The sequence below is a fragment of the Megasphaera sp. An286 genome, assembly GCF_002163455.1.
Taxonomy (GTDB): domain Bacteria; phylum Bacillota; class Negativicutes; order Veillonellales; family Megasphaeraceae; genus Megasphaera; species Megasphaera stantonii.
In genome coordinates, this window is sequence record NZ_NFIY01000009.1 from 63,958 (window position 1) to 87,208 (window position 23,251).

Genomic DNA, 23,251 nt, shown 5'->3' on the forward strand with positions numbered 1-23,251 from the left:
CATATCATCGACTTACCATGTATAATCTTCTGTATCTGCGCGGCCTTTTCCGGTCAGGGAATCCATCAGCATACGCTGTTCGATCTGCGCGACGTTCTTGCGCGTAGATACAACGGCGTCGGGATTGACGGAAATAGAATCGATGCCGCTCTTAACGAGAAATTCCGTAAAATCAGGATATACGCTCGGCGCCTGGCCGCAGATGGAAACGGTCTTTCCATCCCGGTGAGCTACTTCGATCAAGTGGCGAATAGCCCGCTTAACGGCTAAGTTGCGTTCGTCAAACAGAGGAGCTACCGTTTCGTTATCGCGGTCGCAGCCCATGACGAGCATCGTCAGGTCGTTGGAACCGATGGAATACCCGTCGACAAACTTATTGAACTGATCCGCCAGGATGATGTTGGAAGGAATTTCAGCCATCAGCCATACTTTGAAGTCCGGTCCGCGGTGGAGTCCTTCTTCAGCCATGAGGCCGACGATCTTTTCCATTTCGTCGACGCGGCGGCAGAAGGGAACCATGACGTTCAGATTCTTGAAGCCGTATTCTTCGCGGACTTTGCGGACGGCCTGCAATTCCAGGCGGAAGGCTGCGACGTATTTCGGGTCGTAGTAGCGGGATGCGCCGCGCCAGCCTAAGAGGGCGCTGCTTTCCTGCGGTTCATACTTGTCGCCGCCCTTGAGGTTGCGGTATTCGCTGGATTTGAAATCGCTGAGGCGAAGCGTTACCGGGCGCGGAGCCAATGCCTGGCAAACCTTGCGCATGCCGTCGGCCAGCTGGTCGACGACGCGTTCGGGATGGCCGATTTCGATGAGATACAAGGGATGTTCGTGAATGAACGTCGTCCAGATGAATTCTTCGCGCATGAGGCCGATGCCGTCGCAGGGCAGCTTACCGTGTTTTTCCGCCAAGTCGGGGTTGCCCAGGTTCATGTAAATCTTCGTGCCCGTAATGGGAACCGGTTCGGACATGACGACTGTCGCCTGGCCGCCGGCCTGAGCTGCTTCTTCCTTCGGTTTTACGATATCGGCGACGGTGCCTTCGTATACGATGCCGTTCGTCGCGTCGACAGTAATATCCGCACCGTCGGGAATCGTCGTCGTCGCTTCAACGCTGCGGCTCTTCGTGCCGACGATGCAGGGGATGCCCAGCTCGCGGCTGACGATCGACGCGTGGCAGGTCATGCCGCCGGCGTCGGTGACGATGGCTCTGGCCTTCTTCATAGCCGGCACCCAGTCGGGGGCGGTCATCGTCGTAACGAGGATTTCCCCTTCCTTAAATTCTTCGATCTTCGACGGATCGAGGATGACGTGGGCTTTGCCGGCGGCGCTGCCCGGGCTGGCCGGCAGGCCCTTTACGATGACCTTGCGGTCCGTCGTCACGGCTGCAGGAGCCGCTTCGGCCTGTCCCTTTTCCTGATTTTTCTTGGACCATACCGTTTCGGGGCGGGCCTGGAGGAGCCATACCTTGTTATCCCGTTCGTCGACGCCCCATTCCATATCCATGTAGCAGCCGTAATGCTGTTCGATAGCCTTGGCGTACGTTGCCAGTTCTTTTACCTGTTCGTCCGTAATGACCTGCATCTTCTGTTCTTCTTCCGGCACGAGCTGTTCTTCGCAGTCGCCGCCGGGCTTGCGGACGAGCTTCACGGGCTTCGTATTGATCATCTTGTCCAGAATCGTCAAATCGTCCTTCTTGACGCGGAAGTTATCCGGCGTAACCGTACCCTGTACGACGTATTCGCCCAGACCCCAGGCGCCTTCGATCGTAATCGTCGAATCGTCGCCCGTCACGAGGTCGACCGTAAACATAACGCCGGCGGCCTTGGAGAATACCATCATCTGGACGGCGGCGCTCAAGGCGACGGACAGATGGTCGAAGCCTTTCTTCGTCCGATAGTACGTAGCGCGGTCGGTAAACGTAGAGGCATAGCATTCCTTGACCTTCTGGATTACCATATCGGCGCCCTGGACGTTCAGATACGTATCCTGCTGTCCGGCAAAGCTGGCGTCGGGAAGGTCTTCTGCCGTAGCGCTGGAACGGACGGCGACAAAGGGATTGTCTTCGCCGACTTTTTTGCCCAGTTCTGCATAGCTGGCCCGAATCGCTTCGGCCAGGTCAGCCGGCATATCGGCAGCGCAAATTGCTTCGCGGACAGCTGCCGTGACGCTGCGGAGCTGAATGGGGTCTTCTACATCGGTCAGGCCCTGAAGCAGTTCTTTAATCTTTTCATCCAAGCCCGTTTCGCGCATAAAATGACGGTACCCTTCGGCCGTCGTAGCGAAGCCGTAAGGCACAGGTACGCTCGTCTGCGACGTCAGTTCGCCCAGCGAAGAAGATTTCCCGCCTACGAGAGCGACGTCCTCGCGGCGCAGTTCATCAAACCATAATACAAAAGCCTTATCTCTATCCATTCCCTCTTACCTCCTAGAACAAGCAGATATGCTATTTATTTGTTTCCTTTACATTTATGGTACTTTATTTGTTAGAAAAAGTCAACACATTTTCAGTATCTATTGTACATTTCTTTTATATATTATATACTATTTGTGTGGTATTGCTTATGTAACTATCTAAAAATAGTATAATGCCCCTTCCGGCAATGATTTTCGCCCCTTTCCGGCTTTTCCCGCCGCGAAAGTCCCTTCCGCATATAGGATAATGTATATAAATATGCTATAATAAGAAATTAGCAAAGATTCATTTCTGCTTATTGAAAGTTATATATTATATTTATGTTTTATAATATAGGAGGATCTATGTATACGCCTAGACGGAGAGCTAAACATGCTAAAAAATCATCAGGACCTATGCACCGTCTGCGACTCCTGATTATCTTATGCGTCGTCGTAATCGCCGGCCTGACCTTCGGCTACATTTTCGCCGCCTATCAAAGCCTGCCTACGGTAGGCAACAACATGCGGCCTGCCGTGTCGTCGCAGGTCTTCGATATTCACGGCCGCCTCGTGACGACCCTGCATTCCGACCAAAACCGCCTGCCTATCGACATCAACAAGGTGCCCCAGCATTTGCAGAACGCCTTTATCGCCGCGGAAGACAACCGCTTCTACGACCATATCGGCATCGACCCCATCGGCATCGGCCGGGCCATCGTGACGAACATTACCAGCGGCGGCATCGCCCAGGGCGGCAGCACCATTACGCAGCAGCTGGCGAAAAACGCCTTCCTGTCGCAGGAACAGACGCTGAAACGCAAAATCCAGGAAGCCATGCTGGCCCTGGAAATCGAACGGAAATACAGTAAAAAAGAAATTCTGGAAATGTACATGAACCAGATTTATTTCGGCCAGGGCGCGTACGGCATCCAGACGGCAGCCCGCACGTACTTCGACAAGGACGTCGACCAACTGAACCTCAAGCAGTGCGCTATGCTGGCCGGTCTGCCCAAGAGCCCTAATTACTACTCGCCCTTCAATAATCTGGAAGAAGCGAAAAAACGCACGAACACCGTCTTAGACCAAATGGTGAAATACGGCTATATTTCTCAGGATGAATGTACGGAAGCGAAAAACGCCGACTTAGAATTGACGCAGATGAAGCAGACCGACGACAACGCCGATACGGCTTCCTTCGTCGACTATGTGTCGCAGCTCGTGGCCTCCAAATACGGCGACGACGCCCTGTACAAGGAAGGCCTGAAGATTTACACCACCATGGACTTGGAAAAACAGCGCGCCGCAGCGGAAGCCCTGCGCCAGCTGCCGGACAACTATAAGGACGAAAACGGCTTGACCCAGCCGCAGGGAGCCCTCGTCTCCATCGACCCGAGAAACGGCCACATCCTGGCCATGGTCGGCGGCCGCGGCCAGGACAGCTTCAACCGCGCCACCATGGCCGTCCGCCAGCCCGGTTCTGCTTTCAAGCCCTTCGTATACATGACGGCCCTGCAGCACGACATGTCGCCGTACTCGACAATGGAAGATAAGGCCATCTCGTACGGCTCGTGGAGCCCGCAGAACTCCGATATGACCTTCCGCGGCAAGATGTCCCTGGCCGACGCCCTGGCCCTTTCGGTCAACACCGTCGCCGTCCAGCTGGCTGATGAAGTCGGTCCCTCCAATATCATCGCCAACGTCAAGAAGATGGGCATTACGACGATGGAAAAGGACGACGACAACCTGGCCATGGCCTTAGGCGGTCTGACCCGGGGCGTAACGCCGCTGGAAATGGCCAGCGCCTACGGTACCTTCGCCAATAGAGGCGTCCACGTCAAGCCCGTTGCCATCGTCAAGATCCTGGACCGCAACGGCAACGTCCTGGAAAACGAATCTACCCTGAATCAGGATAAAAATAAGACCCAGGTCATGTCGGAAAAAGAAGCCTATGAAATGACCTATATGCTCGAAGGCGTCATCGATCACGGCACCGGCACGGGCGCAGCCATCGGCCGGCCCGCAGCCGGCAAGACCGGCACGACGGACAACAACGTCGACGCCTGGTTCGTCGGCTATACGCCGACGATCGTCACGGCCGTCTGGATCGGCGACGACTCGGGCTCGCACAGCCTGGGCGAAGTATACGGCGGTACGATTCCGGCAGCTATCTGGCGGGATTACATGACCGTCGCCACGCAGGACGAATCGTACGAAGGCTTCGCCATCCCGTCCGGCATGGAACCGATTGCGCCGCCGCCGAAAGAAGAACCTAAACCCAAAGCGGATGACAAAAAAGACGCAGCTAAGGACAAGGGGAAGAAATCGCGCGAACCGGCAGCGCAAAACGACGAATCTTCTGATACCGGCGAACGAGCCGCCGAAGAACGGGCCGTCCAGCAGGCCGCGCGCAACAACAAGGAAGAATAACATACTGGCATGCAATGCCGAGGCTGCAAGCCCGTCCTCCCGGCAGATCTGCTCTGCCGAAGGGACGGGCTGTTTTATTTCACAAGGTGCATATGACAAAAACGCCATAGGGCTTGGCCGAAACCAATGCCGCTATGGCGTTTTACTATATACGTATGATATTGTCTACGCTATGTCTCTGAAAGGCGAAGAGGAGATTACCGCGCGTTGGCTTCGCCGCGGAAAATCGTGCCGCGGCTGGCGTCTACCGTGACGAGTTCGCCGTTTTCCAGGGCGTCGGCAGCATGAGCCGCTCCGACGACTGTCGGGATGCCGAGGGTAATGGCGACGATAGCCGATTCGCTCGTGAGACCGACTTCTTCCGATACGATAGCGCCGGCTTTCTTCATGTATTCTACCCATTCCGCTTTAGCCGAACGGACGACGAGGATGCAGCCCGGCGTAAAGTTCTTTTCCAGCGATTCCGTATCGTTGGCGATGCAGACCTTGCCGATAGCCGAATTGCGGCCGATGCCCGTGCCGCGGATGAGAACGTCTCCTACAACCTGTACGCGGATCATGTTGGTCGAGCCGGACTTGGCGACGGGAACGCCGGCTGTGAGGACGACGAGGTCGCCGGCTTTGATGAGGCCGCTGTCGAGGGCGGCGAAGATGCCGTTGTCGACGACTTCATCCGTATCGCTGGCTTCCTTGCCGACGATAGCCTGGACGCCCCAGTTCAGCTGGAGGCGGCGGACGACGCTTTCATGAGGAGATACGGCGACGACGGGACATTCCGGACGGAACTTGGAAATCGTCTGAGCTGTGCTGCCTCGTTCCGTCGACGCGATAATAGCGGCGGCGTGAAGGTCTTCGGCAATTTTTACGACGGCCTTGCCGATAGATTCCGTCGTCGTAGACGACGAAGCGTGTTCGTCCTGGTGGGACGGCGGCGTAAACTGGCTTTCCGTGAACATGGCTACGCGGGCCATCGTTTCTACGGCTTCGACAGGATACATGCCGCTGGCCGTTTCGCCGCTGAGCATAACGGCGTCCGTGCCGTCGAGGATAGCGTTGGCGACGTCGCTCGTTTCCGCGCGGGTCGGGCGGGGATTATTGCACATAGATTCCAACATCTGCGTCGCCGTAATGACCGGCTTGCCGGCTGCCTGGCATTTGTGAATGAGCATCTTCTGCAGCGTCGGCACTTCTTCTGCCGGCACTTCGACGCCCAAATCGCCGCGGGCTACCATGATGCCGTCGCTCATCTTGATGATTTCGTCGATATTGTTAACGGCAGCCTGACATTCGATCTTGGAAATGATCTTCATCGGGCTGTTGTGTTTTTCCAAAATCTTGCGGATCGTCACGACGTCCTTGCCGCGCTGGATAAAGGAAGCGGCGATCCAGTCCATATTCATGCGGATGCCGAATTCAATGTCTGCAGCGTCCGTTTCCGAAACGGCCGGCAAATTGATGGCAATGCCCGGCACGGCGACGCGCTTGCGGTCGCTCATCTTGCCGCTGTTGAGGATCTGCGTATGGATATCCTGGCCTTCGACGCTGATGACTTCCAAGTTTACCAGGCCGTCGGACAAGAGGATATGGTCGCCGGCCTTTACGTCCTGAGGCAGTTCTTTGTAATTTACAGAAACGATCGTTTCGTCGCCTTCGACGTCGCGGGCCGTCAAGGTAAACTCCTTGCCTTCTTCCATTTGGATGGAGCCGTTTTTAAACTTGCCGAGGCGGATTTCCGGGCCCTTCGTATCGAGGAGCAGGGCTACGGGAATGCCTACCTTTTTAGAAGCGGCGCGAACCATGTCCATGCGCGCCTTGTGTTCTTCGTGGGAACCGTGGGAAAAATTAAAGCGGGCGACGTTCATGCCGGCCTGAATCATCTGTTCGACGATTTCCTGGGAATTCGAACTCGGGCCGAGAGTGCAGACAATTTTCGTTTTTTTCAACATGCGTAATCTCCTTTACACAATACCAACTCTATGACTGAAACAAATCTAATGATGTATCTAACGAAGTCAATAAAATACGGGCGCTGGTTACGTTCGTCGCCAGCGGAATGCAGTGCACGTCGCACAGGCGAAGGAAGGCCGATACGTCCGGTTCGTGAGGCTGCGCCGTCAGCGGGTCCCGCAGGAACACGACGGCGACGACTTCGCCCGACGCGATCATGCCGCCGATCTGCTGGTCTCCTCCCAGCGGTCCGGGCTGCATTTTTCTGACGGATAATCCCGTCGCGTCTTCAATCCGCTTTCCCGTTTCCCCCGTTCCGACCAAAGGGAACTTCTGCAATACGTGTTTAAACTGACAGGCCAATCCTACCATATCCTGTTTCTTTGCATCATGGGCAATGAGCGCAACATACTTTTCCAAGGCTTTACCTCCTTTTTCTGTATCCGTAGCAATACTGTTCCAACTGGTACGTTTTTCGTCCCATGTGGGCAATATATACAGTGCTCGGCGTTGCTCGAGCACTGTTCGTCCTTGATTGTACCGTATCCCTTTCAATAATGCAAGTCCTAAATACGGCATTATCTCCAAAAACTATAGATTCTATGCAAGTATTACAAACCTATTACCAAAGCTTTACCCGCTCTTCCGGCGCGACGTACATGCCGTCGCCGTCCTCTACGTCATAGGCCTCGTAGAACGAATCCGTCGCCGAAAGAGCGCCGTTGACCCGGGCCTGCATGATAGGATGGGGGTCGGTCTGCACGCTTTGCAGGAGCAGCTGCGGCGTCATTTTGCTGGCAAAAATAGCGGCAAAATTGCGGTACAAATCGCGCAGCGTTTCTTCGTCGCCGCCGGCGATTTCCGTCGCGACGGACAAGCCGCCGCAGTCGGCAATGGCTTCGTTGGCGACGAGGGCCCCGTTTTCATATAGGCCTTCAGCTACCTCATAGCGGCTGTAATAGGGGGCGAAGGCCGCGGCTTTTTGCTGGAACATCGCATAATCACCGGCAGTCCACCAGTTCTTCATATTGCCGTCCTTGTCGTATTGGCTGCCGTTGGGGTCAAAGGCATGGGAAATTTCATGGCCGATGACGACACCGATGCCGCCGAGATTCGCGCCGTACGAGGCGTCGGGACTGTAAAAGGGCGGATTTAAGATGCCGGCAGGAATCGTAATGCTGTTGTTCGCCGGGATATACGCGGCGTTGACGTCCTGCGGCTGGAAGGCGTACCATTTATCCGGGTCAAAATCAGTCCCAATAAGCCGATGTACCTGAGCCTGTACCAGCACGGCGTTGTGCATGATATTGCGCAGCAAGTCGCCGCCGTCGGCTTCGGCTATGACGTCGGGCATATCCTCAACGATCGGCTTGTCGTCTGCCGCCGGGCCGCCGACAAATACGCGCAGGGCGTCGAGCTTGCCTACGGCTTCCTTCTTCGTATCCTCGCCGAGCCAATCGTTTTTCAGCAAGCGCTCCCGATATACGCCGCGAATCTCGTCGATCATCGCCTTCACGTCCCGCACGGCGTCAGGCGAACAATGGTCCTTCATGTAAATCTGCCCAAATTCATAGGGAAGAAGGCCCTGAACCATGCGGCTCGCCGTCTCTTCGTCGCTGCGGCTCTTTGTGATGCCGAAGCGGTACTGCGTATAACTCCGCTGCAAATCGCGAAGGCGCCTGTCGGCGTAAGGAGCGAAGCCGTCCATGATGCGGAACACGGCGTAGCTCTTCAGCAGGGGCAGATTGTCCTGGACGTAGGCTTCGTCTAGTTTCTGGAGATACGCCGCGTCAGCCAGAAACAGCTTCTTCTCCTTCGTCAGCTTCCACGACGACAGCAGGCGGCGGCCGTCCATATGGGGCATGAAGGCTTCGATCTCGTTCCGCCTATACATCGTATTCAGCACGGCAAAGTCGTTGCGTTCTTCGCTGCTCAGCATGGCCGGAGCCCAGCGCTGTTCCATGGCGAAAATAGCTTCGGCCTGCCGGGCCGCTTCCTCTGCCGGGCACCCCGCTTCGGCCAGCACGTCGGCAATATACGTCTTATAGGCCTGCCATGCGCCGGGGTGCGGCTCCTGTTCCAGCTCGTATTTGCTCAAAATCGTCTCCGTCGGCACGATGCGGGCGGCGTAGCGCAGCGAATCGGGCATGCGGTCCGCCGTATAATCGACGAACACGGACGCGCCGGACGCTTCCCTTACCTGGAGCAGGGCCTGAGTCAGCTCGTCCGTCGTCTCAGCCTGCCGCACGGGAGCCAGCACGTCCTGCAGATACTGCCGCGCCGTCGCGTCGCGCCGTTTCATATCGACAGCGCAGCGATATAAATCGGAGATTTTCTGCTCCGGCGTCCCCTTCGCGTACGAGCCTTCTTTGGCAGCGATTTCGTGCAGCTCCTGTTCCAAAATTTTCGTATTTTTCAGCGATTGTTCCTTAAACCAGGACCAGGATGGCTCCGTCGGTTCAATCTGTTTTTCCGCCAGCGTCGGCCCGTTGACGGCTAAGTAAAAGTCGTCCCGTTCCGAAACGGGCTCCTGGGCCTGGGCCGTGCCGAATGCCAGCAGAGCCGTCAGGACCAGCGCGGCCAGGCGTTGTTTCGTCCCATATTTCATCGGTATCCTTACTCCTTTACAGTGGGAAATCTATTTTGCAGTCAGTGCCGGGTCGGCAACGCCGTTGGCGGCAAAGGCCTTGGCCCGGTCGATGCAGGTCGCGCAGACGCCGCAGGGCTTGTCGCCGCCTTCATAGCAGCTCCAAGTTAGTTCGTAGGGAGCGCCCAGCCGCAGCCCTTCCTTGACGACGCCGGCCTTATTCCACGACAGCAGCGGCGCTTCCAGGCAGCACGTGCGGCCTGAGCCTTCGTAAATAGCCGTCGCCATGGCCTGTTCAAATTCGGGCGTACAGTCCGGATAGGCCCGTCCCGCCGCATCGTCGGCGTGGGCACCGTAATAGATCGTTTCGGCGCCGACGCTGACGGCAGTCGCCGCGGCATAAGATAAAAATAAGCCGTTGCGGAAGGGCACGTACGTATCGACAGTCCCTTCGCCGCCCATTTCCTTCAGCTGCTCCGCATACGATTCATGGCGGATCTCTTTGCCGCTTCCCTGCAGCAGGGAGCTGTCGCTCAAGGCGAATGCCTGGGATAAATTCGTTTCTTTATGAGCCACGCCGTAATGGACGGCTACCTGGCGGGCCGCCTGTATTTCCTTCGCGTGCTTTTGCCCGTAATAGGCCGTCAGGGCCAATACCTCACTGGCGCCGTATCGTTCCACAGCCATAGCTAGGCAGGTCGTCGAATCGACGCCGCCGCTCAGCAGTACAATGCATTTCATATCTCTTCTTCCTTTCCATCTGTGCGATGACCTTATTATACCATAATTTTGCCAAGCCGTTTTTCCAACAAAAGCCCTTGCATTCCCCTAGCCGTCCTTTATAATAAAAACCATAACGCACTATCGTAAGGGGAGAAGATATCATGATCAAAGCGCTGCTGCTCATATACGCCATTTGGGGATTTAACTGGGTCGCCATGAAGGAGGCGACGCTCTTTTTCCCGCCGGTCCTCTTTGCCTGCTATCGCTTCGCCGTCGGCGCGGCCATCCTGCTGGCTGTCAACGCCTGGCTGAAGCTGCCCCTTCCGCCGCGGCGGTACTGGAAATGGATCGCCCTGACGGGACTGCTGCAGATCGCCGGCAACAACGCGGCCATGCAGATGGGAATTAAAGACCTGGACGCCGGCCTCGTCGCCGTCCTGAACTACAGCATGCCCGTGTGGGTCGCCATCCTGGCCCATTTCTTTTTAAATGAAAAGCTGACGAAGCGCAAGGCCTTAGGCGTCGTCGTCAGCATGATCGGCCTGGTTATCCTCATGCACATCGACTCCCTCGGCAACGCCTCCAGCCTGTTCATCACTATCGGCGGCGCCATTTCCTGGGCCGTAGCAAACGTCGTCATCAAGTATCAAAACAGCCAGCTGAAAGGCAAGGACTGCAATATGATTCAATACACGGCCTGGCAGATGACCATCGGCTCTATCATCTTATTCGTCTACACCAGCTGTATGGAAACAGGCCAGGTACACTGGACGCCTATGGCTGTCGCCTGCCTGGCCTACAACGGCATCCTGGCCTCCGCCCTGGCCTTCTTCCTTTGGAACTATGTCCTCACCTGCATGGAAGCCAGCAAGGCCTCTATCGCCGTCCTGGCCGTCCCCGTCGTCGGCGTCGTCTGCGGCATCCTCTTCCTAGGCGAAAGGCTGTATGTCAGCACGGCCGCCGGCATGGTCCTCATATTAGCCGGCATCCTGCTCATCGTAGCGCAGAACTCAAAGCCCCTGTCCTCACGTTTTCATCGCTCAAAATCGTAACAACACTGAGAATATACGAGCTTACGTAAAGCCACTGTATTCGAATTTCTATAAAAATTCGTATTCTTGTGCTTTTCATAATATGACTGAACCCCGCTTGCTATAAACAGCAGGCGGGGTTCAGCGTATGCATGTCAGTATATCATTATCAGAAAAAGGCTGGCTACTGTAACTTAATGCCCCTTCGTCGGCTGCGCAGCCGGATTCATATTGGCAGCGGCAGAGCCGGCAGGAACGGCGTTTCGTCTCGTCTTAGAAATGATGCTGTGGCTGTAGCCGTAGCCAAAATAGATAGCCAGGCCGACGAGGAGCCAAACGACGAAGCGGATCTGCGTAACGAGCGGCAGCATGTAAATCAGGATGCCGCAGAAGACGATAGCCAGAGCCGGTACGAGCGGCACGAGCGGGCATTTGAAAGCGCGCTGCTGATTGGGGTTTTTCTTCCGCAGGATGATGACGGCCGCCGAAACGATGATGAAGGCGCAGAGCGTGCCGATATTGGTCATTTCCGCTACGGCGTTGATGGGCAGGAAGCCTGCCGTAATGGCCGTAATGACGCCGACGAGAGCGGAGCTTCTGGCCGGAGTTTTATACTTCGAATGAACGTGGCCGAAGAATTTCGGCAGCAAGCCGTCGCGGGACATGACGAACAGTACGCGGCTCTGACCAAAGCTCATGACCAGCAGTACGGACGTAAGGCCGCAGATAGCGCCGACCGATACGGCCGCAGCGCCCCAGTGATAGCCGACAGCCTGCAAGGCGAAGGCAACGGGAGCCGCCGTCGTCTGGAACTGCATAAAGGGAACCATGCCGGTCAATACGGCGGAAACGGCGATGTACAAAATAGTGCAGATAATCAAGGATAAGATAATACCGCGAGGCAGCGATTTCTGGGGGTCTTTTACTTCTTCTGCCGCCGTGGAAACAGCGTCAAAGCCGATGTACGCAAAGAAGATAATCGACGCGCCGGCGAATACGCCCGACCAGCCGAAGGGCATGAACGGAACCCAGTTCGAGGCGTCGACGTGGCTGAAGCCCAACGCGAGGAACAATGCGACGACGGCCAGCTTAATGGCAACGATGACGTTGTTGACGAAGGAACTCTGCTTGACGCCGCGGATGTTGACAAAGGCGACGACAGCTAAGATGAGAACGGCCGGCAAGTTGACGATGCCGCCGTCATGGGGAGCCATGGTCAGCGCCGTCGGCAAGGTAATTCCCAAGTTCATGAGAATGTTGTTAAAATACCCGGACCAGCCGATGGCGACGGTCGATACAGCGAAGGCATATTCCAAAATCAAATCCCAGCCGATGACCCAGGCCCAAAATTCACCTAAAGCAACATATCCATAGGTGTACGCGCTGCCGGCAACGGGAACCATCGCGGCAAATTCAGCGTAACATAAGGCGGCGCATCCGCAGGCCAAGGCGGCGATAATAAATGAAATAACCAGTGCAGGACCAGAATAATTTGCCGCCGCTACGCCTGTCAGGACGAAAATCCCCGTCCCTACGATGGCGCCGATCCCCAGCATGGTCAAACCGAACGTGCCGAGGATCTTGTTCATCCCGCCATCCATTTTAGTTTCGGAGATGAACTCGTTAATACTTTTCGTTCTAAATATTTTTTTAGTCATAATACCCCTCTTTCCCCTATCTTCGTAATCGGAGTTATACGTATAACCCCCTGCTCCGATTACGTTCTCTATTATACTCCCTTATTTTAATTTGTAAAGGTTATTTTCGGATTTTATTTTATATTTTTATAGTTTTAGCGATTTTATTTGGAAAATATTTTATAAAACAGGTATTTTAGTTAATTTTACATGTTCAATATTCATTTACTATATGACATTTATGAATACGGCTTCCCATACCGTATATACAAAGGATTTCCTATCATTTCATCTTTATATTGCATATAAATATCGCATTTCGCAAAAATCCTATTATGTTTCTTCGCGTAAGCATACGCGATTCCCCTCTATATAAAAATACTGCAAAGGAGCGTTGCCCAAACCAAAGAATAGGTACTCAAAGCCTCGCCGACATGACTTGGCCCATAAAAATAAGCGCCGGATTTTCTAATCCAAGCGCTTTTTTATAACCGTCTTCTCGCCGCTTCCCAGTCGTCTCTCGTATCGATGTCGCAAAGTTCGCCTTCCGGCACGGCGAACTGCCACAGGTCGTCCTCGTATGCCGCCAGTATCGCCCTGCCGCCTCTATCGCCTTGCAGGGCCAGCAGCTCGTCCTTATAGGCATGCGAAAAAATCGCCGGACTGCCGCGGCGGCTTCCCGATACGGCGCAGCCTATACCGCATCCCGACTGCGCATATTGCACGACGAAATCGCTTATGGTCTCATCGGAAAGAAAGGGCTGGTCGGCGGCGAAAAAGGCCCAGGCATCGGCGGCGGCAGACGCCTCCACTCCCAGGCGGACGGATGCAGCCATGCCTTCCCCGGCAGCTGCATTTTTTACGGCAATCGCATCATGAGCCCGGCACCACGACAGAATTTCGTCATACTGGCAGACGACGTATAGGCGGCACGAGCACGACAAGGCCGATTCGATACGCCGCGCTGCGTCCTGCAGCTGGTCAAAGCCATGGCGATACAGGGGGATTCCAGCCAGCGGAGCCAGCAGCTTATTGCCGCCAAAGCGTCGGCTGAAGCCCGACGCCATGTAAATCAATGCGATATGCACCGTATGTCCCCCCGTTCCTCTATATCGAAAAAAGTCGTCAGCCCTATGGGCTCGTCCAGGCGGCGCAGCAAAGCCTGTCCCCCCAGCCGGACCGCTTCACCATCGGCCTGATTGAAAACAGGTACGACCGGCACCTTCCAATTTCGGCGCAAGGCTGCCAAACACGAAGTGACGACGGCGGCAAATACGTCGTCCGTAACGACTTGCCGTCGAGCCCATCGGCTTCGTTCCCAGCGGAAACAGACCTCGTCCAGAGGACGGCTCAAGGCAGACAATCCCGCCACATGGACGATGCAATCAGTACGCGGCGGAATAACCGGCTCGTGCGGACCGAAGCATTTCAGCGGCTGCCGCCGCGACCCGTCGGCTTCGACGAGGACGACGTCGGCTAAGGTCCGGCATACAGCAAAGAGAGCATCGCCGCCGTAGCCAATCTTACCCCGGCCGTCTCGACGGCCGACGACTGCGAAGCCTTGCCCTTCCAGCAGCGATTTCACCGTCTCGGTATCGTCAGCCAGTAGTTCCGACGGCGGCTCGTACATATGGGTCGTCGTCGCTATGGCGACTCGTTTGCCCTGCCGGCGCAGCTCCTCAGCCAGCCGATAGATCCATGTCGTCTTGCCGCCTGAGCCGGTAAAGGCGACGACGGTTTTTTTCTTCTGCGCCAAGGACGAACAGCCATATGCCAATCCCTGCCGCAGCGACGGCATCTCTTCAGCCGCCCCGTTACGGCAGGCGAATATGCGGCACATCGGCGGCCCTCCACTTCTTCGCGTCGGCCTTTTCCCGACCTTCCCGCCGCGCCCTGACAGCGATGAGCTCCGCTGCAATGCTGACGGCGATTTCCTCCGGCGTCGCCGCAGAGATGGGAAGGCCGATGGGGCCGTACGTATTATCTATTTCTTCTGCTGCAAAGCCGTCGGCCAGCAGCTTTTCCCGCACGAAATGCAGCTTATTTCGGCTGCCGATGACCCCGATGTACTGAGGCCGCAGCGGCAATATCTGCCGCTCTACGACGTAGTCGCCTACATGGCCCCTCGTCATGATGCAGACGTAATCATCTTCACCGATGTGGAAATCCGGCAGGTGCTCCAAGTCGGCGACGACGACGGACTCGGCGTCGGGAAACCGTTCGGCATTGGCAAAGTCTTCCCGGTCGTCTACGACGACGCAGGAAAAGCCAACGCGGGCTAATAGGGGAACCAGGGCGCAGGCTACGTGGCCGCCGCCGAAGATAAAGGCCCGGCTGGCTGGGAAGAAGGACTCGGCATACAGTAATTTCCCACCATAGGATATTAACTGTGGCTTATAGGTCGATGCATTCCCACTTTTCTGCAAAAAAAGCTGCAAATCCGCCATATGCTGTTCATCGCCGCAGCATATCGTCTCCGGCCCGGCGACGGCCATGGCCCACTGCGCAGGCTCCGTCATATCGCACAGGAGCAGATAGGGCCTGCGGTTTCGGCCATATTCGGCGATGGCGCTGATACAGGCCGCCGCCTCGGGCCCGATGTACTGGCAAAAGACCGTAACCGTACCGCCGCACACGGCCCCCATATCTGCCGCCGCGCCGGGGCTTAAATCATATGCCAGCAGCGTGGAAACGCCGTCCTGCAAGACCTGTCTCGCCGCCTCGCAGGCCTTATACTCGCCAATGCCGCCGCCAATCGTCCCCACCGTATCGCCGGAAGTCAATACGAGCTGGCGGCTGCCGGCGCCGCGGGGCGTCGCGCCGTGACTTTCCACTACCGTCAGCAGCGCCGCCGGCCGGCCGGCGCGGAGTTCTTCTTCCAATCTCAGAAATACGTCGTCCATATATCCTATCCTTTCCGCATAGTCCTTATCGGTATAACAGCAATATATCCTCAGGCCGCACGCCCAACGTATCGGCGCGCCCGCCTTCGGCCAGCCAGACGAGGGGCGGCGCGTCGGGCCTCTGGCCGTCGCAGCGAAAGGCGACCAAGGTCCCAAAGGACAGCTTCGTCTCTTCTGTAATCGAAACGGCGTGCGAATTGACGGGCACGGCTGGGCTGAACGAACGCTCCCGGATGCCGACGGCGCATAATTCATCCTTCACGTCGCAGGCCGCCGTAAATTCGCAGTTCCACGACGGCACGAAGACAGTCCTCCGCCCCGTTTTCCGGGCTGGCGCGATGTTGCGGCAACCCATGAGGGACGCCGCCGTCTTCGATTGGGGTTGGGCGAATACAGCGTCCCGCTCGCCGATGATGTCGATGCGCCCGTCATGGAGGACGGCGATGGTGCGGCACAGGCGGTACGCTTCTTCGTAGCTGTGGGTTACGACGACGACATCCTTGTCGAATTGGCGCAGCACGCCGGTCAGTTCTGCCATGACCTGTTCCTTCAAGGCGTCATCCAAGGCGCTGAAGGGCTCGTCCAGCAGCAGAATATCCGGCTCGTTGACCAATATGCGGGCCAGGGCCACGCGCTGCTGCTGCCCTCCCGACAGCTGGGACGGCTTATGGTGTTCCAGTCCCGTCAAGCCGAGCCGCTCCATCATCGCCGCGACGATGGGACGCCGTTCGCTCCGGCCGACATGCCGGCGGACGCCGCAGGCGATATTTTCGGCCGCCGTCATATTGGGGAATAAGGCGTAATGCTGAAACAAATAGCCGACGCGCCGCTCCTGCACCGCCAGATTTACGCCCGTTTCCCCGTCGAAAAAGACGCGCTTCCCGACGGCGATGCGCCCCCGGTCGGGACGCTCGATGCCGGCGATGCACTGCAAGGTCTTGCTCTTGCCGCTTCCCGACGGCCCCAGCAGGCCCAGCACGCCGCAGGCCTGAAATTCCACGTCCAGGCAAAACTGACCGAGCCGTTTATAACACTGCACGTCTATCACGACCAAACCTCCTTCCGGCGGCGTTTCCGTTCCATCAGGCTGACCGTCACCAGGACGGCGGCGCTGATCGCGATGTTGACGAGAACCCAGATGAAGGCGCCGTACTCGTCGTTCGTCCGCCACAACTGATACACCGTCGTCGATATCGTCGCCGTGTTCTTGGGAATATAGCCGATGAGCATGCTCGTCGCGCCGTATTCCCCCAGCGCCCGGGCAAAGGCCAGGACGAGGCCGGCCAAAATACCCTGCTTGCAATAGGGCATGCGGATGCGCCAAAAAATATACGTATTAGATAATCCCAGGGTCTGCCCGCTCCAGGCCAGTGTCTCGTCAAAACTTTCAAAGGCGCCGCGGGCCGTCCGGTACATGAGGGGAAAGGCGACGACAGCCGAAGCCGCGACGCCGCCGTACCAGGTCATGACCAAGGGAAAACCTATATCGTACAGGAACATGCCGACGGGATGGCGCAGGCCGAATACCAGCAGCAGGAGCCAGCCGCATACCGTCGGCGGCAGGACCAGGGGCAGCGTCAGGACTACGTCGAGGACGCCCTTGACGAGGCGCGGCGCTTTCGCCACATAGTAGGCGGCGGCGATGCCGCAGAAAAAGACGAGGACCGACGAAATCGCGGCGATGCGCAGGCTGTTCCAAAGGGGATACCAGTCCATGCCTTACCCTGCCCTGCTGAAGCCGACATCTTCAAAGACGGCCATAGCCTTTTCGCCCTGAAGATAGGTGAGGAAAGCCTTAGCCGCATCCTGATGGGCGCTGGTCTTCAATACGGCCGCCGGATAGACGACCTGCCCGCACATGTCCTTCGTCGCTTCGCCGACGGGCTTCAAGCCGGCGCTGTAGGCGTCGGTACCGTAAATGACGCCGCAGTCGGCGCTGCCTTCCTTGACCTGCGTCGTGACTTCCTTGACGTTCGAACCGTACGTGATACGGCCCTGCTCAGCAATAGCCTGTTCGTCTAGCCCGTAATAAGCCAATATCTTCTGTGTATACTGGCCTACGGGCACGTCGCTGTTGCCCATGACCAGGCGGATGGAGCCGTCTTCAAGCTTCTGCGCCATGTCGTCGAAGCTGGCAATCTGCTTTGGATTTCCCTCCGGCGTCGCTAAAACGACCTTGTTTTCCAGCAAATCAATCCGCGTCCCCGGAAGCACAAAATCCAGCCGTTCCGGATTAGCCCGTTCATCCTTCGACGCATCGAGCTGGTCCATCTGCTTCTGGGCCGCCGAAATGAATACGTCGCAGGCCGCGCCGTTTTGAATCTGATGCTTCAGCGTCCCTGAGGAGTCAAAATTATAGACGATTTCTACATCGGGATGCTCCTGCTGATACGCCTTAGCGATTTCGTTCATCGTCTCAGTCATGCTGGCCGCCGCAAAGACGGTGAGCATTGTCTTCCCATGCTCCGCTCCGTTTTGCCCGCCGCAGCCGGCCAGTACGGCCATGCCCGCAAGCAGCAGCGCGACGCCCAACGCGCGTTTCCACTTCATCATACAGCCATCCTTTCCATTACGCTCCCGGCCTCATCGGGCGCAGTCGCCGCCGTCGCCGCGGAGCAAATCCAGTCCATGAGGAATCGTATCTAAAAAAACGTCCATACATTCCCGGCAGGCCTTGGGGCTGCCCGGCAGGTTGACGATAAGGGTCTTGCCGCGAATGACGCTGACAGCCCGGGAAAGCATGGACCGCTTCGTCACGGCCAGGGATGCGGCCCGCATAGCCTCGGCGATGCCCGGAGCCTGCCGCGTCGCCACAGCGAGAGTCCCTTCGGGCGTCATGTCGCGCGGCCCGAATCCCGTGCCGCCTGTCGTCAAAATCAAATCCAGCTGCCGCTGGTCGGCCAACCGCATCAATTCCTTTTTGAGAGGCTCCATGCCGTCGGGCAGCAGCAGCTCCTCTACGACGTCGTAGCCCCGCTGCCGCAGCGCTTCGGCGACGACAGGGCCGCTTTCGTCCTTGCGCTCGCCGCGGCTGCCCTTATCGGACAAGGTAATCACCGCCGCCTGATAGGGCCTCTTTCCCCGCCGCGGTTCCACGACGATTTCGTCGCCAGGACGGATGACGCCGCCTTCCAGCACCCGGGCGAAGACGCCCTCACGAGGCATGATGCAGTCGCCCACGGCCTGATAAATGGCGCAGTGGCTATGGCATTCCTTGCCGATCTGGGTCATTTCCAGCAAGACGTCGCCGCATCGAAACAGCGTGCCTACAGGCAGAGACGAAAAATCAATGCCTTCGGCGACGATATTCTCGCCGAAATCGCCGTACGATACAGGCGCGCCGCGGCGGCGGAATTCTTCTATTTTTTCCAGAGACAACAAACTTACCTGACGGTGCCAAGGGCCGCCGTGGGCGTCGCCTTCAATCCCCCAATTCACAAGACAACGGACAAAGGGCTCCGGCCGCTTCTGCGTCCCCTTGACCTTGCTCGTACAAACAGCTCTTACAATTCCCATACTAGCCTCCAATTTCATTCATAGCCTTCCGTTCCGTCACAGCCTGACCCTGTCCAAAGCAATGCCGGGCCGGTTTGCGGAGTATGGCCTGCTCTATGGCCTGCGCCAGCAAGCCTTCCCCTTGGCCGGAGCGGACGACAGCCCGTAAATCCACACCGTTGTCGTAGCAGAGGCAGGGCTTTAAAAATCCTGTGCTCGTCAGCCGCAGGCGGTTGCACTGTCGGCAGAAGACGTGCGAATTGGCCGCGATCATCCCAATATATCCTTTCAGCCTGCGGCTGGCGTAATACGCTGCCGGGCCGTTGCCCCGCCGAACTGACAGGGGCGCTAAATCGGGATAAGCGCCGCGCAGGACCGCCAAGGCCTCGTCGGCGCTGCCGCCCTGCTGGTATGCGCCGCAGCCGATGGGCATGAGCTCGATAAACCGCACGTCCACCGGCAGCTCTTCTGCCAAACGGGTCAGGGGCGCAAGCTGCTCCTTCGTCTCGGCCAGCAGGACGGCGTTGATCTTTGTCGGCAAGCCCGACGCCGCGCACTGCCGAAGCGCCTGCAGCACCTCAGGCAGGGCGTCGACGCCCGTAATAGCCCGGTACTGGACCCTGTTCAGGCTGTCCAGGCTGATGTTCACGCCGTTTACGCCGATGCGCCGCAGCTCCGGCACTACCTGCGCCAAGAGCCAGCCGTTCGTCGTCACCGTCACGGACTCAACGCCCGGCAAGCTCCGCAGCTCCCGTATAAAGCCGACGGCTCCTTTGCGAACGAAGGGCTCGCCGCCTGTGACCTTGAACTTCGTAATGCCGACGCGCAGGGCCGCCCGGCAGATTTCCATGATTTCTTCATAATGCAGGACATCTCCATGTCCCACAGAGGATATGCCGTCGGGCATGCAGTAACGGCAGCGCATGTTGCAGCGGTCCGTAATCGAAATGCGCAGGTAGTCGATACGGCGTCCAAATGTATCTATCATACCGCGTCCTGTCCGTCAAAAGAAAAATATCCGCTTTTGCCGCCGATTTTTTCCAGCAAATGAATATCCCTAATCACCATCCGCTTATCGACGGCCTTGCACATATCGTATATCGTAAGCAGAGCCGCCGACGCGCCCGTCAGGGCTTCCATTTCCACGCCCGTCTGCCCCTGGCATTTGACGGTGCAGCGGCATTCGATGGCTCCTTCTTCGTCGTGAAAGATGAAATCGACGGCGCATTTGCTCAAATTCAGTATATGGCACAGGGGGATGAGCTCGCTCGTCCGCTTCGCCCCCATGATGCCGGCGATGCGAGCCGTGCCGAGGACGTCTCCCTTGGCGATGTCTCCGGCCGTCACCGCCTCGTAGCATTCCCGGCTCATGACGATGCGCCCGGCAGCCGTCGCTGCCCGCGCCGTCGCCGCCTTGCCGCTCACGTCGACCATGACGGCCTTTCCCTTATCGTCTATATGAGTAAAATGTTCCATAGCTCCTCCTATTTCCCAAAGCCGCAGTTCGGGAAGGTACATACGGGGCAGTTCAGACACAGGCCGCCTTCGCCGAGGCGCGTCAGCTCGTCTGCCTTAACTTCCACGCCGGCCGCCAGCGACGGCAGAACCAGGTCAAAAATCGTCCGCTTGCTGTACATGACGCAGCCCGGCAGGCCGGCAATGGGACGGCTGTCGTCCGTATAGGCCAGCAAAAACATCGCCCCCGGCAGCACCGGCGCGCCGTACGACACGATGCGCGCCCCCGTGTTCTTGATAGCCAGCGGCGTCTGGTCGTCGGGGTCGACGCTCATGCCGCCCGTGCAGAACACCATATCGACGCCCTGTGCCAGCATATCCTGAATCGCCGCCGTAATGGCCGCCGGCTCGTCGGCCAGCGTGACGTGCTGCGTCACGGCGATGCCGTACTCGGCCAGCTTGTCTTCGATGACCGGCGTAAACGTATCGGCAATGCGGCCCTTAAACACTTCGCTGCCCGTCGTGACGACGCCGGCCGTCTTAGCCGTAAAAGGCAATACGTTGAACAACGGCTCCGTTCCAGCCGCTTCCTTCGCCGCTTCCATCTTCGCCTTGGAGATGACCAGGGGAATGACCCGCATCCCTGCCAGTACGTCGCCTTGTTTGACGGCAAAGCCGCCGTGGCGCGAGGCAATCATCATTTCACCTAAGGAATTGACGGCCTGCAAGCCCTGCCGGCGAATCGTAAGCAGGCCGTTGCGGTCGGCGATAAGCTCGATTTTCCCTTCCTTCGCTTCCGTGGCATGCATGTTCGCGCCCAGGGAAATGTCCCGCAGGATGGCCGCCGCATCGTTTTCATGAAGCGTCGAGTCGTCGCACTCCCATATATATACGTGCTCCTTGCCGACAGACAGCAGCACGGGAATATCTTCCTCCCGAATGATATGGCCCTTGCGGAATACGGGCCCCTTGGACACGCCTTTTATGATCTGCGTAATGTCGTGGCACAATACGTGGCCTACGGCCTCTTCTGTCTTGATTTTCTTCATATTACACCTCGCCTGCTTTTATCTTTTCCAGTTCTTCGCGGCTGAAAAAGCGGTCGAACTGTTCCGCCGCCACGGCTTTGACCGCTTCCTCCATGTCGTCGTACCGCCGCAGCACCGCTTCGCCCTGAGCCGTCAGGACCGACCCGCCGCCGCGCTTGCCGCCGACGCGGCATTCCGTCAGTGGAAAGCCCCAGATGCGCTCGGCCTCGCGGATGACCGTCCAGGCCTTGGAATAGGACATATCCATCTGCCGCGCCGCCCCTTGTAAGGAACGGCAGTCCCGCACGCCCCGCAGCAAGGCCGCCACGCCGGGGCCGAAGGCCTTTTTATCGGCCAGTATGCGCACCGTCACCTTGCAGTGCAATTCGCTCTCTTCCATCGTAAGACTCTCCTTATCGTTATTCTCGCATACGAATATCGGATTCTATACCCAGTATAAACGAAAACGCCCGGACAATCAACTTGTCCGGGCGTTTTCTACACTGCTCTATTCTTTTATGCTGTGATGCGCGACGGCTTTCCGATGCAGGGAAAACCATTGCTTGCGGCAGTCGGCGCTGCAGAATGCCGTCCGCCTGTCCTTGGCGTCCCGTATTTCCACAAGAACGCCGCAGTTCCGGCATCGGAAGGCGTGCTGTACGGGCTGGGACTCCACGTTTTTAGAATGCTTCCAGTACAGCCGCTCGCAATGGGGCGAGCAGAATTTTCTCCGCTTATCCGCTCCTTGCGTCACGACGACCCACTTGCCGCAGCGGATGCAGCGGAAGGAGCGCAGCGTCTTTCCTCCGGCTCGCTGAGACGGCGGCGCTTCGTCCCGATGGCGGTAGGCGTAACGCCGGCAGGCCGCGCTGCAGTACCGCTCCGTCGCGCGGTGGGCCGTAAAGACCTTGCCGCAGACCGGGCATTTTGCTTCCCGTTCCACCGCTCCTTAGACCTTCCAGTTCATGCCGACGTTGAACTGATACGTGTCTTCGTTGTCATTGCCGAAGGTCTTTTCCATATCCAGGAACATGTAGGTCCCCTTGCTGAACTGATGAGAGAAGCCAAGGCCTACGTCGTACCAGGTACCTTCGTTTTCATAGGTCGTATCGAGATACCCTGTCGCATCACGGGCTTCAATATCCTGATCCCCGAGGAATTCGTGGAGCACGTCGGCCTTGATATAGAAGGTGCTCTTTTCGCCGACGTCCTTACCGAGGCGGAAACCGACGCGGCCAATCAAGCTGTCGATAGCATCGAGTTGGACGTGCGTATCCTGGCTCGTCGTGTAGTCGGCATCGGTGACATGAGCGTACTGGATTTGGGCCTGAGGCTCGATGTACCAGTTGTTGCCCAGGTCTTTCTTACGGCCGTATTCGGCGCTGGCCGAGTACACGAAGTTGCTGTAGTCGCCGGTTACTTTTTCGCCGAGGGTTCGACTATGTGAAGCTTTTTCTGTAAATAACTGCCAGGTATAGGTCTTCTATGATACAATCTAAATCATAGGAGGCTTACTATCATGGCAAGAGAAAAGAAACCGGTACATAAGGTCATTATGACCGAAGGAAAACGCAGCATTATTCAACAACTGTTTCAAGAATATGACATTCAATCCGCAGAAGAT

General features: G+C 57.2%; 20 protein-coding genes and 1 pseudogene. 2 read left to right on the forward strand and 19 right to left on the reverse strand.

The features are described from left to right. Nucleotides 1-12: 12 nt before the first annotated feature. Nucleotides 13-2,412: a phosphoenolpyruvate synthase gene (gene ppsA / locus B5F80_RS05790; protein ID WP_087477874.1), complete on the reverse strand. Its 2,400-nt coding sequence runs from the start codon at nt 2,410-2,412 to the stop codon at nt 13-15. Nucleotides 2,413-2,757: 345 nt separating this feature from the next. Here ppsA and B5F80_RS05795 point away from each other — a divergent pair, with 345 nt between their 5' ends. Continuing rightward, on the forward strand, nt 2,758-4,821 hold the full coding sequence (locus tag B5F80_RS05795) for a penicillin-binding protein 1A (RefSeq protein WP_087477875.1): 2,064 nt from the start codon (nt 2,758-2,760) through the stop codon (nt 4,819-4,821). 197 nt (nt 4,822-5,018) lie between these two features. Here B5F80_RS05795 and pyk read toward each other — a convergent pair whose 3' ends face one another. The 4 genes from pyk to queC form a co-directional block, all read right to left on the reverse strand. Continuing rightward, nucleotides 5,019-6,767, reverse strand: a complete 1,749-nt coding sequence (gene pyk, locus B5F80_RS05800) for a pyruvate kinase (RefSeq protein ID WP_087477876.1) — start codon at nt 6,765-6,767, stop codon at nt 5,019-5,021. Nucleotides 6,768-6,795: 28 nt separating this feature from the next. After that, nucleotides 6,796-7,188, reverse strand: a complete 393-nt coding sequence (gene mgsA / locus B5F80_RS05805) for a methylglyoxal synthase (protein WP_232818773.1) — start codon at nt 7,186-7,188, stop codon at nt 6,796-6,798. 202 nt (nt 7,189-7,390) lie between these two features. Continuing rightward, nucleotides 7,391-9,376 carry a M13 family metallopeptidase gene (locus B5F80_RS05810; RefSeq protein WP_087477878.1) on the reverse strand — a complete coding sequence of 662 codons (1,986 nt, stop codon included), beginning with the start codon at nt 9,374-9,376 and terminating at the stop codon, nt 7,391-7,393. Nucleotides 9,377-9,406: 30 nt separating this feature from the next. Then, on the reverse strand, nt 9,407-10,096 hold the full coding sequence (queC, locus tag B5F80_RS05815) for a 7-cyano-7-deazaguanine synthase QueC (protein WP_087477879.1): 690 nt from the start codon (nt 10,094-10,096) through the stop codon (nt 9,407-9,409). A gap of 143 nt (nt 10,097-10,239) precedes the next feature. Here queC and B5F80_RS05820 point away from each other — a divergent pair, with 143 nt between their 5' ends. Continuing rightward, on the forward strand, nt 10,240-11,130 hold the full coding sequence (locus B5F80_RS05820; RefSeq protein WP_087477880.1) for an EamA family transporter: 891 nt from the start codon (nt 10,240-10,242) through the stop codon (nt 11,128-11,130). A 173-nt stretch (nt 11,131-11,303) separates the two neighbouring features. On the opposite strand, the gene B5F80_RS05825 is transcribed toward B5F80_RS05820, so the two are convergent. The 14 genes and pseudogenes from B5F80_RS05825 to B5F80_RS05890 form a co-directional block, all read right to left on the reverse strand. Continuing rightward, on the reverse strand, nt 11,304-12,767 hold the full coding sequence (locus tag B5F80_RS05825) for an amino acid permease (RefSeq protein ID WP_087477881.1): 1,464 nt from the start codon (nt 12,765-12,767) through the stop codon (nt 11,304-11,306). A 464-nt stretch (nt 12,768-13,231) separates the two neighbouring features. Next, on the reverse strand, nt 13,232-13,834 hold the full coding sequence (locus B5F80_RS05830) for a nucleotidyltransferase family protein (RefSeq protein ID WP_087477882.1): 603 nt from the start codon (nt 13,832-13,834) through the stop codon (nt 13,232-13,234). Further along, on the reverse strand, nt 13,819-14,586 hold the full coding sequence (yqeC, locus tag B5F80_RS05835) for a selenium cofactor biosynthesis protein YqeC (protein ID WP_087477883.1): 768 nt from the start codon (nt 14,584-14,586) through the stop codon (nt 13,819-13,821). Before yqeC ends, B5F80_RS05830 begins: the two co-directional genes overlap by 16 nt. After that, a complete protein-coding gene (locus tag B5F80_RS05840) occupies nt 14,561-15,649 on the reverse strand; it encodes an XdhC/CoxI family protein (RefSeq protein WP_087477884.1) in 1,089 nt (362 codons plus the stop codon). Before B5F80_RS05840 ends, yqeC begins: the two co-directional genes overlap by 26 nt. 25 nt (nt 15,650-15,674) lie before the next feature. Continuing rightward, entirely contained in the window at nt 15,675-16,697 is a 1,023-nt protein-coding gene (locus B5F80_RS05845; RefSeq protein WP_087477885.1) for an ATP-binding cassette domain-containing protein, read from the reverse strand. After that, nucleotides 16,694-17,365, reverse strand: coding sequence for a molybdate ABC transporter permease subunit (gene modB, locus B5F80_RS05850; RefSeq protein ID WP_087477886.1), 672 nt, complete (start codon nt 17,363-17,365; stop codon nt 16,694-16,696). The genes B5F80_RS05845 and modB overlap by 4 nt, the downstream gene beginning before the upstream one ends. Before the next feature lie 3 nt (nt 17,366-17,368). Further along, nucleotides 17,369-18,202, reverse strand: a complete 834-nt coding sequence (gene modA / locus B5F80_RS05855; RefSeq protein WP_087477887.1) for a molybdate ABC transporter substrate-binding protein — start codon at nt 18,200-18,202, stop codon at nt 17,369-17,371. A 30-nt stretch (nt 18,203-18,232) separates the two neighbouring features. Then, nucleotides 18,233-19,165 (reverse strand): MOSC domain-containing protein, encoded by a 933-nt coding sequence (locus B5F80_RS05860; protein ID WP_087477888.1) that lies wholly within the window; start codon nt 19,163-19,165, stop codon nt 18,233-18,235. A gap of 1 nt (nt 19,166) precedes the next feature. Beyond that, entirely contained in the window at nt 19,167-20,132 is a 966-nt protein-coding gene (gene moaA / locus B5F80_RS05865; protein WP_087477889.1) for a GTP 3',8-cyclase MoaA, read from the reverse strand. Continuing rightward, nucleotides 20,129-20,620 carry a cyclic pyranopterin monophosphate synthase MoaC gene (moaC, locus tag B5F80_RS05870; protein WP_087477890.1) on the reverse strand — a complete coding sequence of 164 codons (492 nt, stop codon included), beginning with the start codon at nt 20,618-20,620 and terminating at the stop codon, nt 20,129-20,131. Before moaC ends, moaA begins: the two co-directional genes overlap by 4 nt. A gap of 8 nt (nt 20,621-20,628) precedes the next feature. Further along, nucleotides 20,629-21,648, reverse strand: coding sequence for a molybdopterin-binding protein (locus B5F80_RS05875; protein ID WP_087477891.1), 1,020 nt, complete (start codon nt 21,646-21,648; stop codon nt 20,629-20,631). Nucleotide 21,649: 1 nt separating this feature from the next. Next, entirely contained in the window at nt 21,650-22,027 is a 378-nt protein-coding gene (locus B5F80_RS05880; RefSeq protein ID WP_087477892.1) for a LysR family transcriptional regulator, read from the reverse strand. A 108-nt stretch (nt 22,028-22,135) separates the two neighbouring features. Beyond that, complete coding sequence (locus B5F80_RS05885; protein ID WP_087477893.1) at nt 22,136-22,570, reverse strand: hypothetical protein; 435 nt, start codon at nt 22,568-22,570, stop codon at nt 22,136-22,138. A 6-nt stretch (nt 22,571-22,576) separates the two neighbouring features. After that, nucleotides 22,577-23,065: pseudogene (locus tag B5F80_RS05890) on the reverse strand (autotransporter outer membrane beta-barrel domain-containing protein); the annotation flags it as partial. Between the last annotated feature and the right edge of the window lie 186 nt (nt 23,066-23,251).

Excerpts from the sequence above, each read along its gene's own strand:
- modA (WP_087477887.1), bottom strand. The coding sequence starts at position 18,202 with ATGATGAAGTGGAAACGCGCGTTGGGCGTCGCGCTGCTGCTTGCGGGC.
- B5F80_RS05810 (WP_087477878.1), bottom strand. The coding sequence starts at position 9,376 with ATGAAATATGGGACGAAACAACGCCTGGCCGCGCTGGTCCTGACGGCT.
- B5F80_RS05825 (WP_087477881.1), bottom strand. The coding sequence starts at position 12,767 with ATGACTAAAAAAATATTTAGAACGAAAAGTATTAACGAGTTCATCTCC.
- moaC (WP_087477890.1), bottom strand. The coding sequence starts at position 20,620 with ATGGAACATTTTACTCATATAGACGATAAGGGAAAGGCCGTCATGGTC.
- pyk (WP_087477876.1), bottom strand. The coding sequence starts at position 6,767 with ATGTTGAAAAAAACGAAAATTGTCTGCACTCTCGGCCCGAGTTCGAAT.
- B5F80_RS05820 (WP_087477880.1), top strand. The coding sequence starts at position 10,240 with ATGATCAAAGCGCTGCTGCTCATATACGCCATTTGGGGATTTAACTGG.
- B5F80_RS05795 (WP_087477875.1), top strand. The coding sequence starts at position 2,758 with ATGTATACGCCTAGACGGAGAGCTAAACATGCTAAAAAATCATCAGGA.
- B5F80_RS05840 (WP_087477884.1), bottom strand. The coding sequence starts at position 15,649 with ATGGACGACGTATTTCTGAGATTGGAAGAAGAACTCCGCGCCGGCCGG.
- queC (WP_087477879.1), bottom strand. The coding sequence starts at position 10,096 with ATGAAATGCATTGTACTGCTGAGCGGCGGCGTCGATTCGACGACCTGC.
- B5F80_RS05880 (WP_087477892.1), bottom strand. The coding sequence starts at position 22,027 with ATGGAAGAGAGCGAATTGCACTGCAAGGTGACGGTGCGCATACTGGCC.
- B5F80_RS05860 (WP_087477888.1), bottom strand. The coding sequence starts at position 19,165 with ATGGGAATTGTAAGAGCTGTTTGTACGAGCAAGGTCAAGGGGACGCAG.
- B5F80_RS05875 (WP_087477891.1), bottom strand. The coding sequence starts at position 21,648 with ATGAAGAAAATCAAGACAGAAGAGGCCGTAGGCCACGTATTGTGCCAC.
- ppsA (WP_087477874.1), bottom strand. The coding sequence starts at position 2,412 with ATGGATAGAGATAAGGCTTTTGTATTATGGTTTGATGAACTGCGCCGC.
- yqeC (WP_087477883.1), bottom strand. The coding sequence starts at position 14,586 with ATGTGCCGCATATTCGCCTGCCGTAACGGGGCGGCTGAAGAGATGCCG.
- moaA (WP_087477889.1), bottom strand. The coding sequence starts at position 20,132 with ATGATAGATACATTTGGACGCCGTATCGACTACCTGCGCATTTCGATT.
- modB (WP_087477886.1), bottom strand. The coding sequence starts at position 17,365 with ATGGACTGGTATCCCCTTTGGAACAGCCTGCGCATCGCCGCGATTTCG.